The sequence below is a fragment of the Ruegeria sp. C2 genome, from assembly GCF_056537765.1.
The window spans coordinates 55,786-76,879 of the sequence record NZ_JBQFRZ010000001.1; the positions used below are offsets into that span (position 1 = coordinate 55,786).

The window sequence follows — 21,094 nt, forward strand, 5'->3', positions numbered from 1 at the left end:
GGGCAATCATGGACATGTCACGCGTCGCCGAGCAGGGGCTGGTGCTTCTGGGGTGCGGCAAGATGGGATCGGCCATGCTCGCCGGGTGGTTGGAGCATGGCCTTCCTGCCTCTTCAGTCTGGGTCATCGATCCCTATCCTTCGGATTGGCTGAAGGCGCAGGGCGTCAATATCAATACACCATTGCCCGAAGCACCTGCCGTCGTTCTTGTGGCGGTCAAGCCGCAGATGATGGGGGAGGCTCTGCCTGCGATCAAAGCGCTTGGCGGTGGCGGCAGCCTGTTCGTTTCGGTCGCCGCGGGCACGTCGATTGCCACGTTTGAATCAGTTTTGGGCGCAGGTACCCCAATCGTGCGCGCTATGCCGAACACACCGGCAGCGATCCGGCAGGGGATTACTGCGCTGATCGGCAATTCTGACGCATCGGACAAAGATGTGACGCTCGCCGAAAACCTGCTGTCCGCCATTGGAGAAACCGTTCGCCTTGAGGCCGAGGCACAGATGGATGCGGTCACCGGCCTCAGCGGATCGGGCCCAGCTTATGTTTTCCACCTGATTGAAACACTTGCCGCAGCTGGTCAGGCACAGGGTTTGCCGCACGACCTGGCCATGAAGCTGGCCAAATCGACGGTCGCCGGGGCAGGAGCGCTCGCGATGGCGGCTGAGGAAGACCCCTCGCAACTGCGGGTCAATGTCACCTCGCCAAATGGTACCACTCAGGCCGCGCTTGAGGTGCTGATGCATGAGAAGCAAGGCTTCCCCGACCTGCTGCATCGCGCGGTCAAGGCAGCAACTGACCGATCCAAGGAGCTGTCTCGTGAGTGAGATTACATTTGACGATTTTCTAAAGGTCGACATCCGCGTCGGAAAGGTGAACCGTGCCGAGCCTTATCCCGAGGCCCGCAAACCCGCGATCAAGATGTGGATCGACTTTGGCGATGAGATCGGTGAGCGGAAAACCTCGGCCCAGATCACCGCGCATTACGACCCGGCGACGCTGGTGGGCAAACAGGTGATGGCGGTGGTCAATTTCCCTCCGCGCCAGATCGGCAAGTTCATGTCCGAGGTGCTGGTCCTGGGTCTGCCGGACGAGACCGGCGAGATTGTTCTGATCGGCCCGGATGGCGAGGTTCCGATTGGCGGGCGAATGCACTGACGAAGAGGTCGAACGCCGTCTTTCGCCCGGCACTCTTCAGGTGCCCACCGCCTCGCGCCAGTGTTTACGGCAGAGCGAGACATAGGTCTCATTCCCTCCGATCTGAACCTGTGCGCCTTCGGTGATGGTGTTGCCGTTTTCGTCCTGACGAATCACCATGGTTGCTTTGCGTCCGCATTCGCAGATGGTGCGGACCTCACGCATCTCATCAGCCAGCGCCAGCAGGGCTGCCGAACCGGGAAACAGCTTGCCCTGAAAGTCTACCCGCAGCCCGTAGGCCAGAACCGGAACCTTCAAATCGTCGACCACTCGGGCCAGTTGCCAGACCTGTTCTTCGGACAAGAACTGAGCCTCATCCACGAAGACACAGGCAACAGCTCCCTCGCTTAGGCGATTTTCGATCATCGCAAAGACGTCATCCTGGGGCTTAAACGTATCAGCCCGTTCCGAAATACCGATCCGTGAAGCAATCCGCCCCTCACCGGCGCGCCCGTCGATGGCTGCGGTCATCAGATAAGTGTTCATGCCGCGCTCGCGATAGTTGTGCGAAGCCTGCAGCAGCACGGTCGATTTACCAGCGTTCATGGTGGAATAGTTGAAGTAGAGCTTTGCCATGGCGCTTGGTCTAATTCCCGCGATCCGCAGGGGCAAGCCTATCGATGAGCAATTCAAAGCGACGCCGCCGTTGCGGCTGCCGGGGCCGAGCAGATGCTCTTGGGGATGGAGAACCCCGCGCCCTCAACAGCGGCGTCGTCGGCCTACATGCGGCCTTAACGAGCAAGGCTAAAAATGTTGCCTTACATTCACTCTTTACCGGCACGAACGGCCGCCACTCACTCACAAAACCCCTGCATATCTGAGGGATAGTTAATTTATGGCATTTCAATTATGACTCGAATATGGGAAATTTCCCTACCCTTTCCCCGGTTTGGACAGGCGGGGGAAAGTGAGCGCAGGTAACAAGGGTAGCAAAATGGCAGATATCGGGGCCTATCTGAAGAAGCATACCGAGGCATTGGTAAAGGATGTCGGGATCGAAGCGGCGTGCGAGATCACCGGAAAGTCCAAAGCGACATTGGGAAGATACTATTCCGACAACCCTGAACATGCAGACCGCTTCATGCCGGTCGACGCAGTTGCACGCCTAGAGAATGCAGCGGCCTATCCGCATGTCACGGCTGCTCTTGCTGAGCTCAAAAATATCACGCTGTCTTATGATGGTCGTAACTCGGACAGCCCGCGTACAGGTGGTGTGAATTCAGACGTTATCGCGCTGAGCCAGCGGTTTGCGATGCTGATGACCGAATATCAGTCGGCCATCGAAGACGGAATCATCACAGTCAACGAGGCCAAACGCCTGCTGAAAGAAACCAGTATGCTGCAACAGGTCCTGATCGAGATGAAACTTCATCTGGAAGAAGAAAGCGTCAGCTGATCTGACGCTCCGTTCGATGCCGGGCCTCCGCATTGATCCGTGATTAGATTTCAACAAAAAAAGGCGGCCAGTGCGCCGCCTTTTTGTTTTATGAAGGGTGAACCTTCGTGAATTAGCCTTCGTCGTTGTTGGCATTCTTACCGCGACCAGGGCTAGCCCCTTCAGGGCCATTCCCGCCACCGTTATTGCCCTTGGCGCCACCTTTGCCCTTGCCTGGCTTGTCTCCGTGGCCACCTTTGCCGGGTTTGTCACCGCCGTGATTACCTTTGCCACCACCCTTTCCAGGTTTGTCATCGCCGCCACCGGGCTTGTCACCCCCGTCGCCGGGCTTACCATCGCCATCACCGGGTTTGCCGCCTCCGTCACCGGGCGTGTCGCCTCCATCATTTCCCGGGTTATTTCCGTCGCTGCCATCGCCACCTGAGCTATTGCCCGAGTTTCCGGTTCCCCCGGAATCAGAGGTGCTGTTTGAGCGATCGCTGTTGCGATCTTCGCCAAAGTTTGCGTTTGAAATTGATGCGGTCGGCAAATCGGTCAAAAGCTCTGCCAACCCCAGGCATTGCGTCGATGTATTCTGCAGAATCGTGTCGAAATCCGACCGTTTCTGCAGATAAGATACGAACCCGCGCGTCACCTGCGAGCAATCGCACAGCGTGCCATATTCACCGGCATTCGCAGCAGTTTTCGCGGTATTCACAGTGCAAACCTGCGATTCAGCCGCCTTCGTTTCAGTTGCCATGAAACCAATAAATGGTACCGCAACCAGGGCAGCCATTCCAACTCGTGAATAATAATTACGCATTAATAGGTGCTCCTTCGTCCACATTCCCTGAATGCGCTGGGCATCCGATGAGGATGTGGAACTCCGATATGAAGGAGACGTTATGCCTGTCTGAAAAATTCTTGAGAAAGCAGAGAGGCCCTGCCCGGAAAACCGCAGGCCCTGCGGATCAGCCGTGCCGTTTGACGATCACGGACCCCACTGAATAGCCTGCGCCAAATGAACAGATCAGCCCGACATCGCCATCGTTCAGATCATCTGAGTGCTTTGAAAATGCAATAATCGAACCCGCAGAAGAGGTGTTGGCGTAATCTTGCAGGATGTTGGGTTGTTCGTCCGGTTCCGGCTCGCGGCCCAGAACTTTTTTACCGATGAAATCGTTCATCGTTTTATTGGCCTGATGCAGCCAGAGCCGTTTCAGATCATCGCTGTTGATGCCTTCGGCGTCCATATGGTCGCTGATATGCTTGCTGACCATCGGCAGAACCTCTTTGAACACCTTGCGCCCGTTCTGCATGAACTGCATATCGCGACGGTCGATCACACCATCAGGGCGGGAACGGCGCAGGAAGCCGTTGTTGTTGCGGATGTTATTGGAAAAAGATGTGGCGCAACGGGTCGAGAGGATCTCGAAATGCGGGCCTTCGGCGTCCTCGATCCGTTCGACCAACGTTGCAGTGGCCACGTCCCCGAAGATGAAGTGACAATCCCGGTCCCGCCACTCCAGATGGCCTGAGCAGATCTCGGGGTTCACCACCAACGCCGCCCGGACCGAGCCCGAGCGGATCATATCAGCCGCCGCCTGAATACCGAACGTGGCTGAGGAGCAGGCGACATTCATGTCAAACCCGAACCCATCGATCCCCAGCGCCTGCTGAATTTCGATGGCAATCGCCGGGTAGGCGCGTTCGTGGTTTGAGGCGGCGCAGATCACCAGATCGACATCTTCGGCACTGCGTCCGGCCTGTGCCAGCGCCTTGCGGCACGCATCCACCGCCATCTCGGTCATGATGCCCGGCTCGTCATCGCCGCGCTGTCGCAGCGAAGGGTGCATGATCTCGGGGTTCAGGACGCCGGTTTTGTCCATCACATACCGGTTCTCTATCCCCGACGCCTTGACGATGAACTCTTCCGAAGAATGCTGCATCGGTTCCATTTCGCCCGCTGCAATCGCATCCGCATTCTCAGCATTCATCCGGTCGGTATAGGCGTTGAAAGCTTCCACCAGTTCGGCATTGGTGATGACGTTTTCTGGCGTATAGACACCGGTACCGGTGATGGCAGGAGTGTACATGGCGGGCCCTGATTTAATGATCTGCACAAAATGCAATTCCTTCGACGGTTGATCAAGATGTGTTGACCCAAGGGAATGCGCGGTCTTCCGCTTCATAACTTGAATAGTTCATAACTCGAAGTATATTCCCCGGCGATTCGGACGGAAAAGACCCATGTCAGACGAGATCAGCACCCGGTTAGGACGCCTTAGCCCTGAGATTCAGGCGATGATGGGCGTCTATGCGCTTTATTGGAAACTGGAAGAGAGCTTTGACAGCATCGAAACAGACCTGAGCCATCAGGAATGTCACATGCTGATCAAACTGGATGTGCCCAAACGTATGGGGGTGCTGGCTGCGGATATGCTGACTGTGCCGTCTACGATCACGGCAACCGCTGATGCGCTGGAGCATTCGGGCCATCTGACCCGGCAACGCGACCCCGAAGATCGCCGCGCCTGGCTTTTGGTTCTAACCGAGCAGGGCGAAGAGGCTCGTAACATGCTGGTGGCTGTTGCTGGTGAGCTATTCCGTAGCGCTTCCGGCCTGAACACCGAAGAAACCGCCGAGTTTGCACGTCTGGCGCGCAAAATTCGCGACAATATCCTGAAAACCGGAATTCCCGAGGGACTGAAGAAATGAAACTCCTGACCTCTATTTGCCTTGTGCTGGCCGTTTTGACCACCCCCGCCATCGCACAAGAGCCTGCCAAGCCCGTGAAACTGATGCAGGTCAGCGAAACAGCGCCCGGCTTTTCACGTCAGTTCTTTGGCCGTGTCGCTGCGCGTCAGACTGTTGATCTGGCGTTTCAGGTCGCTGGACAGATTGTCGAGATGCCTGTGACCGAAGGGTTTGTAATCCCAAAGGGTGAACTGATTGCCCGTCTCGATCAGGAGCCGTTCGAGTTGCAGCGCGACCGCACGCGTCTGCAGAAGGATCAGGCTGATCGAACCCTGGCCCGCCTGTCGCGCCTGCGTGGTACAGCAGCCAGTCAGGTGGCTGTAGATGATGCCGAAACCGCGGCACAACTGGCTGCGATTGCAGTACGGGACGCAGAATATGAGTTGGAACACGCCACGCTGACCGCTCCGTTCGATGCGTTGGTTTCAAGCCGCGCGGTCGAGGCGTTTAGCACCGTTTCTGCAGGCACCCCCATCGTGCGAATCCACGATATGTCCGAGCTAAGGATTGAGGTTGATGTGCCCGAAATCCTGTTTCAGCGCTCCGGGCAGCAGGATGACATTACGATCACTGCCAAGTTCCCGGTCAGTGATGAGATCTTTCCGCTGGAGATACGAGAGTTCGATGCTGAATCCTCAAGCGTGGGCCAGACTTACCGCATCCAGTTCGGTCTGACACCGCCCGAGGGGCTGCAGATTTTGCCTGGCTCATCCGTAACGGTCACGGTTCAGGTGCAGGATGAGCGTACCGGAATCATCATTCCCCCGACGGCCGTTGTCGCGGATGCCAGCGGCGCGCTGGGCGTTCTGGTCTTTTCTCCGGTCGGTGCCGACGAAGGCACCGTCCGCCGGGTCCCCGTTACGATTGAACCTACACAGAGTGGCGATGTCCGCGTGCTTACCGGTTTGTCCGACGGTGATGAAATCGTTGTGGCTGGCGGCGGGGCGCTGACCGATGGTCAGGCCGTCCGCCGCTTTGTCGGTTTCTCGAACTGAGGGCGCTTTCATGAGCATCGCACGCGCTTCGATAGACCGGCCGCTCTATACGTGGCTGTTCATCCTGATCGCCCTGTTCGGCGGCATTTGGGGTTTCTCGTCACTGGGCCGCCTTGAAGACCCGGCCTTTACGATCAAACAAGCAGTGATCGCCACACAATACCCTGGTGCCACGGCCGAGCAGGTCGCGCTTGAGGTCTCGGAACCGTTGGAATCTGCCATTCAACAGATGGGCGAGGTGGACATTATCACCTCTGTCAATCAGCCGGGCCAGTCGCTGATCGAGGTTGAGATCAAGTCCACCTATGACGGCAACGAGCTACCCGATATCTGGACCCGCCTGCGTGCCAAGGTACGTGATGCGGCACGCGGGCTGCCCTCAGGCGTTGGCGTACCGTATGTGAATGACGGGTTCGGGGATGTGTTCGGCCTGTTCTATGCGGTTACGGCCGACGGGTTCTCGGACGCAGAAAAACATGAGCTAGCGACGTTCCTGCGCCGCGAATTGCTGACGGTCAGCGGCGTCGCTGATGTCGAGGTGCAGGGCTTGCCGGATGAGGCGATCTTTATCGAACCCGACCTGTCGATCTCGGTCAATCAGAACGTTCCGCTGCAGGCAATCAACGAGGCCATCGTAAATGCGGATTCGGTCAACGCCTCGGGCTCGCTGCGGTCTAGTAGTGATCGGACGACCATCCTGACGGCTGAGGGATCGGACAGCGTGTCGGCCATCGCCGGACTTTCGGTCGGGTCGCAAGGGCAAGTGATCAACCTGTTCGATATGTCCGATGTCTATCGCGGGCGGCAGAACGATCCCGATATCATGATCCGGTTCAACGGGATCGAGGCCTTCACGTTGGGCATCGCCGGGCTGGCCACCGAAAATATCGTCGAAGTTGGTCAGCGCGCAGATGCCAAACTGGCTGAGTTGGATTCCGAAATTCCCTTTGGTGTCGAAATCCTGCCCATTTATCAGCAGCATGTTGTTGTCGATGAGGCCTCGAACGCCTTCCTGCTGAACCTCGCCATGTCGGTCAGCATCGTGGTCGCGGTTCTGGGCATCTTCATGGGCTGGCGTGCGGCCATCGTCGTGGGTTCCACCCTGTTGCTGACAGTTGTGGGCACGCTGCTCTTCATGTCGATTTTCTCGATTGAGATGGAGCGCATCTCGCTGGGCGCCCTGATCATCGCCATGGGGATGCTGGTCGACAACGCCATCGTTGTGGCTGAAGGGATGCAGATCTCGATGTTGCGGGGCAAAAATTCTCGTGATGCGGCGGAAGATGTGGCCTCAAAAACGCAAATCCCGCTGCTGGGCGCAACGGTGATCGGGATCATGGCTTTCGCTGGGATCGGGCTCAGCCCTGATGCGACCGGAGAGTTCCTGTTCTCGCTGTTCGCCGTGATCGGCATTTCACTATTGCTGAGCTGGGTGCTGGCGATCACGGTGACGCCTCTGCTGGGGCACTATTTCTTCAAACAGGGCAAAGAGGGTGAGATTGACGCTTATGGCGGCATTCTGTTCCGCGTCTATGGTGCAATCTTGAACTGGGCGCTGCGGTTCCGCTGGCTGGTGGTTGCCGGGTTGATCGGAATCACAGTCGCCTGCTTCGCGGGCTTTGGATTGATGAAGCAGCAGTTCTTCCCCAATTCGAACACGCCGCTGTTCTTCGTGCACTACAAGCTGCCGCAAGGAACGCCGATTGCGCGCACTGCCGAAGATATGGCCGTGTTCGAGGGCTGGCTGGCCGAACGTGATGATGTCGTTTCGGTCGCCACGTTTGTGGGGCAGGGGGCGACACGGTTCATGTTGACTTATTCGGCAGAGAAACCGAACCCAAGCTATGGCCACATGATCATCCGTACCGAGACACTGGACGATATCCCTGCCCTGCAGGCCGATCTAGAGGCGTTCGGCTCGGCCCAGTTCCCCGAAGGTGAGTTCCGCACTAAACGTCTGATCTTTGGCCCCGGTGGCGGCGATCCGATCCAGGCCCGGTTCTCGGGCAGTGATCCGATTGTTCTGCGTCAATTGGCTGAAGAGGCTGTGCAACGCATGTCAGCCGCATCCCCGAATGCGCTGCATGTGCATCACGACTGGCGCGAACAGGAACTGGCTGTGCAGCCGATCTATGCAACCGAACGTGCCCAGACCGCAGGGGTGACGCGCGAGGATATCGCGGCCACGCTGCAATTCTCGACCGATGGCATAACCGGGGGTGTTCTGCGTGAGCGTGACCGCCAGATACCGATCATCCTGCGCCGTCCGGCGGATGGGGAGTATTCTATTGTGGATCAGGTGGTCTATTCCGATCAGTCGGAACGGTTCGTGCCCATCGAACAGATGGTGGATGGGTTCGAATACAAGGCGCTCAACACGCTGGTTCATAGACGTGACCGAGTGCTTACGATTACGGTTGGTGCCGACATCCCCCTCGACATGACTGCGGCTCAGGTCCATTCCGAAGTACGCAGCACCATTGAAGAGATGGAATTGCCGATTGGGTACAGTATGGAATGGGGCGGCGAGTTCGAGGATTCGGGCGACGCGCAGGCCAGCCTCGGGCGGCAATTGCCCCTGAGCCTGCTGATCATGGTGTTGATCTCAGTGCTGTTGTTCAACGCGATCCGGCAACCTGTCATCATCTGGCTGCTGGTCCCGATGTCTGTCAATGGCGTGGTCATCGGTCTGCTTGGGACGGGCCTGCCGTTCACTTTCACGGCGCTGCTGGGGCTGCTGAGCCTTTCTGGCATGCTGATCAAAAATGGCATCGTCTTGGTCGAGGAAATCGATCTGGTCCGCGCCACAGGCAAAGCCCTGCGTCCTGCGATTGTCGAAGCGTCGGTCTCGCGTTTGCGTCCGGTGATGCTGGCGGCGATCACGACCATTCTGGGGATGGCTCCGCTACTGACGGATGCGTTCTTCGTGTCGATGGCGGTCACGATCATGGGCGGACTGGCTTTTGCCACCATCCTGACCATGGTTGCCGCGCCGGTCTTCTACATGATGTTCTTCAACCGCGAAGAAAAACGTCGTCTGGCGGTCAACTAATAGGAACGGGCGGCAGATTCAGCCGCCCACCTCTGTCTCGGGATCATGATGGCAATAAAAGCAAGATAGCTTGTTGCCATCAGGATCACGCAGATAAGCCACATAGAAATCGGGTTGGTAATGGGGCCTGATGCCCGGCTTTCCCTCATCCATGCCGCCGTTTTCAAGACCGATGGCATGGAACCGCCGGACCTGATCGGCGCTTTTTGCGGGAAAAGCGATCATTGTACCATTGCCGATGCTGGCGGGCGCTCCATCGAATGGCTTGCAGATCCAAAAGCCGGTTCCACTATCGGGGTCGGTGCCCCATCCCGCCCAGCCATCGATCCATCCCGGTAGGCGCGGCTGCTCAAGGACCGCAAAGATCGCATCATAAAAGCGGATGGCCCGCGGCAGGTCGTTGTTTCCGTATGTGGTGTAGAGATCCATGAATGCTCCCCCTCGCTCTCATCATGTGGGCCACGAGCACGAAGGGGAAGAAAAAAGACCCCAGCCGAGGCCGGGGTCAATTCATACGTGCTGTTGCTAAGGTTTAGCCCTGCAGCGATTTCACCTCAACATCGCCCTCGGCCTGTGCCTTTATCGCCAGCGCTGCGGCGTTCGATCCCGCAGCTGTGGTGAAATATGGAATCTTGTCATAGAGCGCGATGGAGCGGATGGCCTTACTGTCCTCGACCGCTTGCGCGCCCTCAGTTGTATTCATCACCAACTGCACCTGACCGTCTTTCAGCATATCGACCACATCGGGGCGACCCTCATAGACCTTGTTGACCACCTCACAGGCGACGCCCTGTTCTTCCAGCCAGCCCTGCGTGCCGCGGGTCGCAACCAACGCAAATCCTTGCTCAACCAGAACATTGGCGGCCTCAAGCATTGCTTTGCCCTTGTCGGCATCTTTGATTGAGATAAACGCACGTCCCGAGGAAGGCAGGACCATGCCAGCCCCCATTTGCGCCTTGAGGAAGGCCCGCGGGAAGTCACGGTCCCAGCCCATGACCTCTCCGGTTGAGCGCATTTCCGGACCTAGGATGGTGTCGACACCGGGGAAACGGGCGAAAGGCATCACAGCCTCTTTCACCGAGAACCACGGCATGTTCGGGTCGGCCAGCGTCATCTGATCGGCAATCTTGGTGTCCTGACCTTCCTGATACGCGGGGCGCTGCGGGAAGTTCGCCAGTTTCTCACCAGCCATGACACGCGCAGCGATGGATGCAATCGCGCTGTCGGTCGCTTTGGCCACGAAGGGTACAGTACGCGAGGCGCGGGGGTTCACTTCGATCAGATAGATTTCATCATCCTTGATCGCGAACTGTACGTTCATCAGACCCACAACATTCAAAGCCTTGGCCAATTTGAACGCCTGATCCTTGATCTGCTCGATGATCTCAGCCGACAGCGAATAAGGCGGCAACGAACAGGCCGAGTCGCCCGAGTGCACGCCAGCCTCTTCGATATGCTGCATGATGCCCGCCACGTGAACATCGGTGCCATCGCACAGCGCGTCCACGTCCAGTTCAACCGCGCCCGCCAGATAGCTATCCAACAGAACCGGGCTGTCACCGGAAACCACAACGGCCTCGTTGATGTAGCGTTTCAGCTGATCCATATCACGCACGATCTCCATCGCGCGGCCGCCCAGAACGTAGGAGGGGCGGATCACCAGCGGGAAGCCGATCTCTTCGGCAATCTCCAGCGCCTGTTCGTCGGTCGCGGCGATACCGTTTTTCGGCTGTTTCAAGCCCAGTTCGTTAACCAGCGCTTGGAAGCGTTCACGGTCTTCGGCCAGGTCAATCGCGTCGGGCGTGGTGCCGAGGATCGGAATGCCTTCGGCTTCCAACGCGTTTGCCAGTTTCAGCGGAGTTTGACCGCCGAACTGAACAATCACACCGTGCAGCGTGCCGTTTTCCTGTTCCGTCGTCAGGATTTCCATGACGTGTTCGAAAGTCAGAGGCTCAAAGTACAGGCGGTCCGAGGTGTCATAATCGGTCGAAACCGTCTCGGGGTTGCAGTTGACCATGATGGTCTCGTAGCCGGCTTCGGTCAGTGCGAAACAGGCGTGACAGCAGCAATAGTCGAATTCGATGCCTTGGCCGATCCGGTTCGGGCCACCGCCAAGAATGACGACCTTTTTGCGGTCGCTTGGGCGTGCCTCGCATTCGACGTCACCCATCATGGGGGCTTCGTAGGTCGAGTACATGTAGGGCGTCTGGGCCTCGAACTCGGCCGCGCAGGTGTCGATGCGTTTGAACACGGCGGTGACGCCCAGATTGCGGCGGGCGCGGCGCACGTTGTCTTCATCACGACCGGTCAGGTTGCCCAAACGCGCATCGGTGAAGCCCAGCATTTTCAGTTTGCGGATGCCTTCTTCGGTCACCGGCAGGCCGTCTTTGCGGACCTGACGCTCGGCTTCGATGATCTCGCGGATGCGAGCCAGGAACCATGGGTCGAATTTTGTGACACCAAAGATTTCGTCATCAGTCAGACCGTGACGCATCGCTTGCGCGATGGTGCGCAGACGGTCGGGGGTCTGCTGGCTGATCGCCTTGATCACGGCGGCCTTGTCATCGGCTTCGTCCCAGAGGCCGACGTTCAGGCCGGGGATCTCGATCTCATCAAAGCCGGTCAGGCCCGATTCCATCGATGCCAGCGCCTTTTGCATCGATTCGTGGATGGTGCGTCCGATGGACATCGCTTCACCGACCGATTTCATGGCGGTGGTCAGATAGGGTTCCGAGCCGGGGAATTTCTCAAATGCGAATTTCGGGATTTTGGTGACGACATAGTCGATGGTCGGCTCGAACGAGGCTGGGGTGACCTTAGTGATGTCGTTGTCCAGCTCGTCCAGCGTGTAGCCCACGGCCAGTTTGGCCGCGATCTTGGCAATCGGGAAACCGGTTGCCTTGGAGGCCAGAGCGGACGACCGCGATACGCGCGGGTTCATTTCGATCACGACCATACGGCCATCATCGGGGTTGATCGCCCACTGTACGTTCGACCCACCTGTCTCGACGCCAATCTCACGCAAAACGGCGATCGAGCCGTTGCGCATGATCTGGTATTCTTTGTCGGTCAGCGTCAGGGCAGGGGCCACGGTGATCGAGTCACCGGTATGCACGCCCATCGGATCGACGTTTTCAATCGAGCAGACGATGATGGCGTTGTCGGCGGTGTCGCGGACCACCTCCATCTCGTATTCTTTCCAGCCCAGCAGGCTTTCATCAACGAGGATCTGGTTGACCGGTGAGGCATCCATGCCCGAGCGGCAGAAATGGATGTAATCCTCACGGTTATAAGCCACGCCACCACCGGTGCCGCCAAGGGTAAAGGCGGGGCGGATAATCGCGGGCAGGCCGATCTCTTCCAACTCGTCCAGCGCCATCTGCACACCGGCATCCAGATCGGTGGAACCGTCTTCACGCTTGGGCGCGGTCACGATGGTTGCCTTGGGGTTTTCAAGGCCCAGACGGTCCATCGCCTCGCGGAACAGGGCGCGGTCTTCAGCCATTTCGATGGCGTCGCGCTTGGCGCCGATCATCTCAACGCCGAACTTGTCCAGAACGCCCATCTCTTCCAGTGCCAGCGAGGTGTTCAGGCCGGTCTGTCCGCCCATGGTGGGCAGCAGGGCATCAGGGCGTTCTTTCTCGATAATCTTGGCAACAACTTCTGGGGTGATCGGCTCGATATAAGTCGCGTCCGCCAGACCGGGATCGGTCATGATCGTCGCGGGGTTTGAGTTCACCAGAATGACCCGGTAGCCTTCTTCACGCAGCGCTTTACAAGCCTGAGCGCCGGAATAGTCGAACTCGCAAGCTTGACCGATAACAATGGGGCCCGCCCCGATTATCATGATCGACTGGATGTCGGTTCTTCTCGGCATGGCCTTGTTCCTTCGATTGTCCGCGAGTCAGGGCACCGCCCCAGCGCCCAAATTGTCCTGCGTTATAGGGACCGCGCGAAAAGGTGCAAGAGCTATCGGAAACAGGGGCGAAATTGCCGCTTTCCCCCCTTTCACCTGCTGGCGTATCCTCTATATCGCGCAGCACGGCAAATGAGGATGCACTTGCGTATTCGTTTCGATCAGGGACCAGCCGGGCGGGGAACCCGGTTTGAGCGTCCATCCAAAATCATCCGCGCGGATAGTGCGGAGGAGGTGCCCCTGGCTCTGGCGGCGCTCGATCAGGCGCGTGCAGATGGGGCCTGGCTGGCCGGCTACGCAAGCTATGAACTGGGTTATGTGTTGGAGCCGCGTCTGGCGGATCGCCTGCCCGAGGGGCGACGGCTGCCGCTGCTGTGTTTTGGCGTGTTCGGAGAGCCGGATCGCGTTGGTCTGCCAAAGGACTTGGGCGGTGTCACGGCGTTTCAGCCCCGCTGGGATGAGGCCAGGTATACACAGGCCTTCCGGACGGTGCACGACGCTATCGGCGCCGGTGATATCTATCAGGCGAATCTGACGTTTCCAATCGACCTTGAGGTGACCGGAGAGTCAGACGCACTGTATGCGACGCTCACAGCTGGTCAGCCTGTTGGTCACGGTGCTTTGGTCGAGCAGGAGGGGTTGCCCGACCTGCTCAGCCGGTCTCCTGAGTTGTTTTTTCGCACCGATGCCGAGGGCCGGATCGAAACGCGTCCGATGAAAGGAACACAGCCGCGCAGCGAGGACCCGGTCGAAGATGAACGTCGTCGGGCTTTCTTGTCATCAGATGAAAAGAACCGCGCTGAGAACCTGATGATCGTCGACCTGCTGCGCAACGATATCAGCCGCGTGGCGCTGGCGGGCTCGGTCAAAGTGCCCGAACTGTTCAAGGTCGAAACCTATGCGACGGTTCATCAGATGGTATCGCTGGTGCAGGCGCAATTACATCTTGGGGTTGGCCTATCGGATATTCTGACGGCACTGTTTCCCTGCGGCTCAATCACCGGCGCGCCAAAAATTCGCGCCATGGAGATATTGTCGGAGTTGGAGCCATGGCCGCGCGATGTTTATTGCGGCACCATCGGATGGGCCGCGCCTGATGGACGGTCTGAATTCAATGTGGCCATCCGGACGCTCATGGTCGAGGACGGCAAGGCAACCCTGAACGTGGGCGGCGGGCTGGTCTGGGACAGCACCGCCCCATCGGAATATGAGGAGGCGCTATGGAAAGCCCGCTTCGCCCACCAGCTGAGCTTGATTTCCGTCTGATCGAAACGCTGGCTTTTCGGCCGGGGCAAGGGCTTGTGCGGCTGGATCGTCATTTGTCCCGTATGGCCCGCTCAGCCAAGGCGTTCCAGATTGACTTCGACTGGACCGCTGCTCAGGCGGTCGTGAATTCGGTATCTGGGAAAACCCCGCTGCGTTGTCGCCTGACATTGGATGCATGCGGAAAACTCGATTTGACGGCCGGAGATTTGGCCCCGAACCCGCCGCTCTGGCGTGTCGGTGTGGCTGAGCAGCGCCTTTCTTCGTCGGATATCTGGCTGCGGCACAAAACCACCCGTCGGGCTATCTATGACAGAGCGCGTGCGAACCTGCCTGCTGGTGTTGATGAGCTCTTGTTTCTCAATGAACGAGATGAGGTATGCGAAGGCACGATCACCAATCTGTTTCTTGAGATGCCCGGCGGGCCGTGCCTGACGCCTGCACTGTCCAGTGGGGTTTTGCCTGGAGTTCTGCGCGAAGAGATGCTGGAGCACGATAACACGACAGAGGCGGTGCTGACCCTGGCCGATCTGCAGAAGGCGCAAACGATCCACTTCGGCAATTCGCTGCGAGGGTTGATCCGGGCGGAGCTTGTAACACCGTGAGCAGGCAAAACGAATGGGCTGCGCGCCCAGCTGCCGTGCAGCGACTGAAGCTCGAGTTTGGGCTGTTCTACTTCGCCGTACCGGTTCTGATCGCAGTGCTCTTTCCACCAGATTGGATGTTTCCGTCGCTCTTTGCGTTCACCGGGTTGGGTATTGTCTTGCTGCACAGCACGCCCGGATTTTCGTGGGCCGAGCTTCGCTATGGCTGGCGAAACTGGTCCTGGGGCGAGGTTCTGCTGTTCACAATTGCGATGGCATCCGTCTGCTCAACCCTTGTCCTGACACTGCGACCGCAAGCTGCCTTTGCCCTGTTGAAGCACCGGCCCGAGTTGCTGGCCTTCATCTGGGTCGGTTACCCGCTCGCTTCGGCCTTGCCGCAAGAGTTGCTGTTTCGCGCGCTGTTCTTTCGCCGCTATCACGCAATCCTGCCGAAGGGATATGCCGCCTATTGGCTCAACGCGGCACTCTTTTCGCTCGCTCACCTGATGTATTGGAGCTGGATCGTTGCCATCATGACATTTGTCGGAGGGTTGCTATTTACCTGGGCCTACGACAAGCGAGGGTCGTTCTTCTACGCCGTTTTGTTGCACGCCATCGCGGGCAACATCATCTTTGCAGCAGGATTGGGGATCTATTTCTACTCAGGCAACGTGCAAAGGCCGTTTTGACGGCGCGACCTGCCTTGACTTTCCATGCCCGACGGGGTGTATCGGCGCGACGAATTCTGCGCCCGAAGGGATATGATCCATGCACGCCTACCGCAGCCACACCTGCGCCGCTCTGACCGCCGCCAATGTCGGTGAAACCGTCCGCCTGTCCGGTTGGGTGCATCGTGTCCGAGATCACGGCGGCGTGCTGTTCATCGACCTGCGCGACCATTTCGGCGTAACGCAGGTTCTGTGCGACGGCGACAGCGCGGCCTTTGCCGAGCTGGAGAAGGTGCGGTCCGAATGGTGTATCCGCATCGATGGCACGGTCAAAGCCCGCGACGCTGATCTGGTGAACCCTAAGCTGCCCACCGGCGAGATCGAAGTTTATGTGCGTGAGCTGGAAGTTCTGGGTGCCGCTGATGAGTTGCCGCTGATGGTCTTCGGCGATCAGGAATACCCCGAGGAAACGCGTCTGCGCTATCGCTATCTGGATCTGCGTCGCGAGGCGATGCAGCAGAACATGACCCTGCGCTCGGACGTTGTCGCCTCGATGCGCCGTCGGATGTGGGATCAGGGGTTCCGCGAATATCAGACGCCAATCATCACCGCCTCGTCGCCCGAAGGCGCGCGCGACTTTCTGGTGCCATCGCGCCTGCATCCGGGCAAGTTCTATGCGCTGCCGCAGGCGCCGCAGCAGTTCAAGCAGCTGATCATGGTGTCGGGTTTCGACAAATATTTCCAGATCGCGCCGTGCTTCCGTGACGAAGATCCGCGCGCCGACCGCTCGCCGACCGATTTCTACCAGCTCGACCTCGAGATGTCGTTTGTTGAGCAACAAGACGTGTTCGACACCATCCAACCCGTTCTGACCGGCGTGTTTGAAGAGTTCGGTGGTGGCCGCAAGGTCGATCAGGAATGGCCGCAAATCTCCTACAAGGATTCAGCGCTGTGGTATGGCACCGACAAGCCCGATCTGCGCAATCCTATTAAAATGCAAGTGGTCTCCGACCACTTCCGCGGGTCTGGCTTCGCGATTTTCGCGAAGCTGTTGGAGCAAGAGGGCACCGAAATCCGCGCCATCCCGGCGCCGACCGGTGGCAGCCGTAAATTCTGTGACCGCATGAACGCGTTTGCGCAGAAAGAAGGTCTGCCCGGAATGGGCTACATCTTCTGGCGCGATCAGGGCGAAGGAATGGAGGCTGCGGGACCTCTGGCCAAGAACATTGGCCCAGAGCGTACCGAGGCGATCCGTCAGCAACTTGGGCTGGGCGTTGGCGACGCTGCCTTCTTCCTGGGTGGCAAGCCGAAGGCCTTTGAAAAGGTCGCTGGCAAGGCCCGTGACGTGATCGGTGAGGAACTGAACCTGACCGAGAAAGACCGATTTGCTTTCGCGTGGATCGTGGATTTCCCGATTTACGAGCAAGACGAAGAAACTGGCGCGATCGACTTCGAACACAATCCGTTCTCGATGCCGCAGGGCGGCATGGACGCGTTGCAGGGCAACCCTCTGGACGTACGCGGCTATCAGTACGATCTGGCCTGTAACGGGTACGAGCTGGTCTCGGGCGCGATCCGGAACCACAAGCCCGAGATTATGCTGAAAGCTTTCGAACTGGCGGGCTATGGCGAGGATGAGGTGAAGTCTCGCTTTGGCGCTCTGTTTAATGCCTTCCACTATGGCGCGCCGCCGCACGGGGGCTGTGCCGCAGGGATCGACCGGATCGTAATGCTGCTGGCGGATGAGGCCAACATCCGCGAGGTCATGATGTTCCCGATGAACCAGCGCGCCGAAGACCTGATGATGGATGCGCCGTCCGATCCGACTTCGGATCAGTTGATGGAGCTGGGTCTGCGCATTATCCCGCAGGACTGATCGAAACCGCCCGCCTCGCGCGGGCGGTTTTCGTTATGAGTGTCGAAGATTTACGCCAGACGTCAGTCTAGCGGGTTATGCATGTTCCGACGATTGCTGCGGATATGCTTCGCGGTCTGACGCGTCTGGCGGTAAAGCCAGATAAACAAGAAGGATGCGGTCAGGAAATAGGCCGTCAGCATCTCAGATCGCCTCCTGCCGTTCGAGGCGTTCCTGCACAAGGCCAGCGACCCGCGCCGCTTGAGCCGTGACCGGAGCCCCCTGCCTTCGCGATGCGGCAAGCCGAAGTGCTGCATCTTCGAGGACAGTGTCCTGTGCATCCCGCGCCACGCTTTGCAGAAACTGCGCCGCGTAATCCAGTGTTTGCTGATCGTTCGGTCCGGTCAGCACATCGGCGATATGGGCCATATCGTCCTGATAAGCCAGAGGATCAGGATGAACGATTTCATCGCGCACCGCATCTAAGTCGCTGGGTCGGCGATCTTCGGGCAAAAGCTCAAGGATTTTTTTTTGGAAATAGGATAGTGAGTTCAGAGGTTTGGTCAGAAATCCATCTGCCCCCGCACGCAAGGCGACCGATTTGGAGTTGTCATCGCCTGACATGCCGAGGATGACCGCTATTCGCGGCACCGCATAGGTGAGTTCAGCGATCAGATCAGCGCCAGAGCCGTCTGGCAGCCCCATATCGACGATCAGCACCGAGGGGCGGTAAATCTGCAGATGACGCCGTGCCGATTTCAGGCAGTCCGCACGTCGGATGCGTGCACCGCTGTGCAGGCACATCAAGCGAATTGCATCGCAGGCATAGCGGCTGTCTTCGACCACAAGGATGGTCTGGCCCAGCAGCGGCCGCATCTTGGTGGCCAGCGCCGGAGGGGCGAAAGGTCCCGAATCGTCCATGGCAGAACTCCTGATTAGCAGATGCCTCACGCTAGGAACTTCCGGCTAATACAGGGTTAACGCGCGTTTTGGCGCACTTGCCCTTTGACGGGACAGACCCCATAACCGCTGCAACGCAGAACGGAAGGAGAGTTCCATGATCGGTCGTCTCAACCATGTTGCCATCGCGGTTCCCGACCTCGAGGCCGCTTCAGCCCAGTATCGCAACGCTTTGGGGGCCAAGGTTGGCGCGCCGCAGGATGAGCCCGATCATGGGGTGACTGTCGTGTTCATCGAACTGCCCAACACCAAGATCGAACTCCTGTACCCGCTGGGTGAAAACAGTCCGATCAACGGATTCCTCGAAAAGAACCCGTCGGGTGGCATCCACCACGTTTGCTATGAGGTCGAGGACATCATCGCCGCACGCGACCACTTGAAAGCGACCGGCGCGCGCGTTCTCGGGTCGGGTGAACCTAAGATCGGTGCTCATGGCAAGCCGGTTCTGTTCCTGCACCCCAAGGATTTCAACGGTTGCCTGGTTGAGTTGGAACAGGTCTGACACCGATGACGATCACTGCTGCTCTGGTTCTGTTTGCGGTCATCTGGTTTCTGACCCTGCTGGTCGTACTGCCGATACGGATTAAAACGCAGGGTGACCTAGGGGATATCGTTCCGGGCACCCACGCGGGTGCGCCGGAAGTGCATCACATGAAAAAGAAACTCTGGATCACCACGGGGATAACAGTGATTCTATGGGCGATCATCGCAGGCATCATTATTTCCGGCCTGATCTCGGTGCGTGATTTCGACTGGCTGAATCAGCTGGAACCGCGCGAATAGCGCTTCAGGCGCGCGTGTTAGACAAACCGTGATAGAGATGGGTGAAAGTTGCGGCCCCCAGGATCGGGATCAGCAGGTTCACCAACGGTACCGACAAGGGAACGGCCATCAGAATCCCTGCCACCCAGATGGTGAGGCTGTGTTTTGCGCGCAGTTTCCGTGCCCCTTCGCGACCTAATCGGCGCATGGCGGCGAGGGTGAAATACTCTCGCCCCAGCAGAAAACCGTTCATGCCCCAGAAAATGAACAACGCGAAAGGCGAGAACACTGCGTACAGGATCAGAGCCAAGAGATTGGCGACGATCAGGACACCCAGAAAGCTGAGCGTATCACGCAGCGCATCACCAAAGGGAATACGTTGGGCCGGAGGCAAGCCGGGATAATGCCGGTCCTCGACTGCTTGAGCTACTTCGTCGAGAAACATGGATGTGATCGCAGACGCCACCGGCACCATCAGGAATACTGACAGTACCATCATCAGCAGAAACGACGACACGCTGAGCAGATCGTTCAGCCATGTCACCTCTCCCAGTATCGGCAGCGTCGCTTGTTCCCCGACCAGAACATTGATCAGCCAGAGAAACCCGGCATAGGCCGCCACCAGCAACGCGAAGGTCAATCCGACACCCAGCAGCAGCACCTTACGGAACCGGGGATCACCGATCTGGCCGAGCGCCTGAAGAAACGATTGAATGATGATCATTCCGCAACCCACTGGGTCAACGCGGTGACATCGGGGCGTGGCCGTTCGGGTGGAGCCGTACCCTCGGTCGCGATGTGAATGAAACCCGCGATGGATTCGTTGTCCGTCAGACCCAGCGCCGCCTGACAAAACGCGCGATCATGGGATTGCCAACCCGACAGCCAGTTCGCACCCCAACCGGCTGCCAACGCGGCGTTCAGAAGCGCCAGACAAACGGCCCCGGCGGAATAGGTCTGTTCGATTGCCGGGATCTTGTCCGAAGGTTTCTGTACCTCGATAACCGCGACTGCCAGATGTCCCATGTCGAACTGGCTGCGGGCCTTTGTAATGTCTTCCGGAGTCTTGCCGAGAGATTGACCGCAGGTCTCGGTCAGCTCGGCCAAACGCTGCATTGCGCCCTTTTCGATGACCACAAACCGCCAGGGCTCAAGCTTGCCATGATCCGGGCTGCGCGCGGCGGCTATGAGGAGGGGCAACAGCTCATCGCGGGTCGGGGCAGGCGCGACCAGAGTCTTCGCTGGGCGCGAGCGGCGCACTTGTAGAAAATCCAACGCAGCTTGGTTCTTCAGGGACATATGTTAACTTCCTTCACATGGGCAGTCTGTATGTCGGAGGCATGCCGACCGCTTTCAAGGGCAAACTGCCCCTGAAAGGATGACAAATTCAATCGGAAATACTGTCCGTGATCGGATACCAGGGCAGAACTTAGCTGCTATTCCTTGGGACCATCGGTTTCGCGAATCTGGTAAACACCTTCAGGCAGGTCCAATGCCGCGGCCAGATCACGTACCTGCTCGGGTGACAGCGTGATCTTTTGGATCTGGTCGGTGCGGGTATCCAACTGCTCGATTGTTACGCATTCGGCGAAGCTGTTGATCACAATATCTTCCTGCAAAGGCTTTGCGCCTTCATCCACCAGCGTGATGACCGTCGAGTCAAATTCGTGTTCGATTGAAAACATGAATGCAGAGTGCCGATCACGGGGCTGT

Annotated in this window: 21 protein-coding genes; 12 read left to right on the forward strand and 9 right to left on the reverse strand. The window is 58.3% G+C overall.

Annotated features, from left to right (window positions below; genetic code table 11):
* Positions 1 to 8: 8 nt before the first annotated feature.
* Positions 9 to 824, forward strand: a complete 816-nt coding sequence (gene proC, locus ACR0IV_RS00295; RefSeq protein ID WP_480658477.1) for a pyrroline-5-carboxylate reductase — start codon at positions 9 to 11, stop codon at positions 822 to 824.
* On the forward strand, positions 817 to 1,155 hold the full coding sequence (locus ACR0IV_RS00300) for a tRNA-binding protein (protein WP_480658476.1): 339 nt from the start codon (positions 817 to 819) through the stop codon (positions 1,153 to 1,155). Before proC ends, ACR0IV_RS00300 begins: the two co-directional genes overlap by 8 nt.
* A 36-nt stretch (positions 1,156 to 1,191) precedes the next feature.
* On the opposite strand, the gene ACR0IV_RS00305 is transcribed toward ACR0IV_RS00300, so the two are convergent.
* Positions 1,192 to 1,770 carry a thymidine kinase gene (locus ACR0IV_RS00305; RefSeq protein WP_480658474.1) on the reverse strand — a complete coding sequence of 193 codons (579 nt, stop codon included), beginning with the start codon at positions 1,768 to 1,770 and terminating at the stop codon, positions 1,192 to 1,194.
* A 358-nt stretch (positions 1,771 to 2,128) separates the two neighbouring features.
* Between ACR0IV_RS00305 and ACR0IV_RS00310 the strand changes: the two genes are divergently transcribed.
* Positions 2,129 to 2,590, forward strand: a complete 462-nt coding sequence (locus ACR0IV_RS00310; protein ID WP_480470538.1) for a hypothetical protein — start codon at positions 2,129 to 2,131, stop codon at positions 2,588 to 2,590.
* 112 nt (positions 2,591 to 2,702) lie between these two features.
* Here ACR0IV_RS00310 and ACR0IV_RS00315 read toward each other — a convergent pair whose 3' ends face one another.
* Together ACR0IV_RS00315 and ACR0IV_RS00320 are read right to left on the reverse strand one after the other, a co-directional pair.
* Entirely contained in the window at positions 2,703 to 3,365 is a 663-nt protein-coding gene (locus tag ACR0IV_RS00315; RefSeq protein WP_480733039.1) for a hypothetical protein, read from the reverse strand.
* Positions 3,366 to 3,540: 175 nt separating this feature from the next.
* Complete coding sequence (locus ACR0IV_RS00320; protein WP_480658471.1) at positions 3,541 to 4,665, reverse strand: beta-ketoacyl-ACP synthase III; 1,125 nt, start codon at positions 4,663 to 4,665, stop codon at positions 3,541 to 3,543.
* A 154-nt stretch (positions 4,666 to 4,819) separates the two neighbouring features.
* Here ACR0IV_RS00320 and ACR0IV_RS00325 point away from each other — a divergent pair, with 154 nt between their 5' ends.
* Genes ACR0IV_RS00325 through ACR0IV_RS00335 form a run of 3 tightly spaced genes read left to right on the forward strand, consistent with a single transcriptional unit; the run spans position 4,820 to position 9,373 of the window.
* Positions 4,820 to 5,287, forward strand: a complete 468-nt coding sequence (locus tag ACR0IV_RS00325; protein WP_480470535.1) for a MarR family winged helix-turn-helix transcriptional regulator — start codon at positions 4,820 to 4,822, stop codon at positions 5,285 to 5,287.
* On the forward strand, positions 5,284 to 6,321 hold the full coding sequence (locus tag ACR0IV_RS00330; RefSeq protein WP_480658469.1) for an efflux RND transporter periplasmic adaptor subunit: 1,038 nt from the start codon (positions 5,284 to 5,286) through the stop codon (positions 6,319 to 6,321). The genes ACR0IV_RS00325 and ACR0IV_RS00330 overlap by 4 nt, the downstream gene beginning before the upstream one ends.
* A gap of 10 nt (positions 6,322 to 6,331) precedes the next feature.
* Entirely contained in the window at positions 6,332 to 9,373 is a 3,042-nt protein-coding gene (locus ACR0IV_RS00335) for an efflux RND transporter permease subunit (RefSeq protein WP_480658467.1), read from the forward strand.
* 18 nt (positions 9,374 to 9,391) lie between these two features.
* On the opposite strand, the gene ACR0IV_RS00340 is transcribed toward ACR0IV_RS00335, so the two are convergent.
* Together ACR0IV_RS00340 and carB are read right to left on the reverse strand one after the other, a co-directional pair.
* Positions 9,392 to 9,802, reverse strand: a complete 411-nt coding sequence (locus ACR0IV_RS00340) for a VOC family protein (protein WP_480658466.1) — start codon at positions 9,800 to 9,802, stop codon at positions 9,392 to 9,394.
* 103 nt (positions 9,803 to 9,905) lie between these two features.
* Positions 9,906 to 13,250, reverse strand: coding sequence for a carbamoyl-phosphate synthase large subunit (gene carB, locus ACR0IV_RS00345; RefSeq protein WP_480658464.1), 3,345 nt, complete (start codon positions 13,248 to 13,250; stop codon positions 9,906 to 9,908).
* A gap of 177 nt (positions 13,251 to 13,427) precedes the next feature.
* Here carB and ACR0IV_RS00350 point away from each other — a divergent pair, with 177 nt between their 5' ends.
* The 4 genes from ACR0IV_RS00350 to aspS all read left to right on the forward strand — a co-directional run bounded on the left by ACR0IV_RS00350 (position 13,428) and on the right by aspS (position 17,680).
* A complete protein-coding gene (locus ACR0IV_RS00350; protein ID WP_480658463.1) occupies positions 13,428 to 14,555 on the forward strand; it encodes an aminodeoxychorismate synthase component I in 1,128 nt (375 codons plus the stop codon).
* Positions 14,510 to 15,157: an aminotransferase class IV family protein gene (locus tag ACR0IV_RS00355; RefSeq protein WP_480470530.1), complete on the forward strand. Its 648-nt coding sequence runs from the start codon at positions 14,510 to 14,512 to the stop codon at positions 15,155 to 15,157. Before ACR0IV_RS00350 ends, ACR0IV_RS00355 begins: the two co-directional genes overlap by 46 nt.
* A complete protein-coding gene (locus tag ACR0IV_RS00360) occupies positions 15,154 to 15,825 on the forward strand; it encodes a CPBP family intramembrane glutamic endopeptidase (protein ID WP_480470529.1) in 672 nt (223 codons plus the stop codon). Before ACR0IV_RS00355 ends, ACR0IV_RS00360 begins: the two co-directional genes overlap by 4 nt.
* 79 nt (positions 15,826 to 15,904) lie before the next feature.
* Positions 15,905 to 17,680: an aspartate--tRNA ligase gene (gene aspS / locus ACR0IV_RS00365; RefSeq protein ID WP_480658461.1), complete on the forward strand. Its 1,776-nt coding sequence runs from the start codon at positions 15,905 to 15,907 to the stop codon at positions 17,678 to 17,680.
* Between the two features lie 183 nt (positions 17,681 to 17,863).
* Here aspS and ACR0IV_RS00370 read toward each other — a convergent pair whose 3' ends face one another.
* Positions 17,864 to 18,580: a response regulator gene (locus tag ACR0IV_RS00370; protein ID WP_480658459.1), complete on the reverse strand. Its 717-nt coding sequence runs from the start codon at positions 18,578 to 18,580 to the stop codon at positions 17,864 to 17,866.
* Positions 18,581 to 18,716: 136 nt separating this feature from the next.
* Between ACR0IV_RS00370 and mce the strand changes: the two genes are divergently transcribed.
* Together mce and ACR0IV_RS00380 are read left to right on the forward strand one after the other, a co-directional pair.
* Positions 18,717 to 19,121 carry a methylmalonyl-CoA epimerase gene (mce, locus tag ACR0IV_RS00375; RefSeq protein ID WP_480658457.1) on the forward strand — a complete coding sequence of 135 codons (405 nt, stop codon included), beginning with the start codon at positions 18,717 to 18,719 and terminating at the stop codon, positions 19,119 to 19,121.
* A 5-nt stretch (positions 19,122 to 19,126) separates the two neighbouring features.
* On the forward strand, positions 19,127 to 19,402 hold the full coding sequence (locus ACR0IV_RS00380) for a DUF1467 family protein (RefSeq protein WP_480658455.1): 276 nt from the start codon (positions 19,127 to 19,129) through the stop codon (positions 19,400 to 19,402).
* Positions 19,403 to 19,406: 4 nt separating this feature from the next.
* Here the strand turns inward: ACR0IV_RS00380 and ACR0IV_RS00385 are convergent, their stop codons facing one another.
* The 3 genes from ACR0IV_RS00385 to ACR0IV_RS00395 all read right to left on the reverse strand — a co-directional run bounded on the left by ACR0IV_RS00385 (position 19,407) and on the right by ACR0IV_RS00395 (position 21,066).
* Complete coding sequence (locus tag ACR0IV_RS00385; RefSeq protein WP_480658453.1) at positions 19,407 to 20,105, reverse strand: EI24 domain-containing protein; 699 nt, start codon at positions 20,103 to 20,105, stop codon at positions 19,407 to 19,409.
* On the reverse strand, positions 20,102 to 20,680 hold the full coding sequence (locus ACR0IV_RS00390) for a nitroreductase family protein (protein WP_480658452.1): 579 nt from the start codon (positions 20,678 to 20,680) through the stop codon (positions 20,102 to 20,104). Before ACR0IV_RS00390 ends, ACR0IV_RS00385 begins: the two co-directional genes overlap by 4 nt.
* Positions 20,681 to 20,817: 137 nt before the next feature.
* Entirely contained in the window at positions 20,818 to 21,066 is a 249-nt protein-coding gene (locus ACR0IV_RS00395) for a hypothetical protein (protein WP_480470523.1), read from the reverse strand.
* Positions 21,067 to 21,094: the final 28 nt, after the last annotated feature.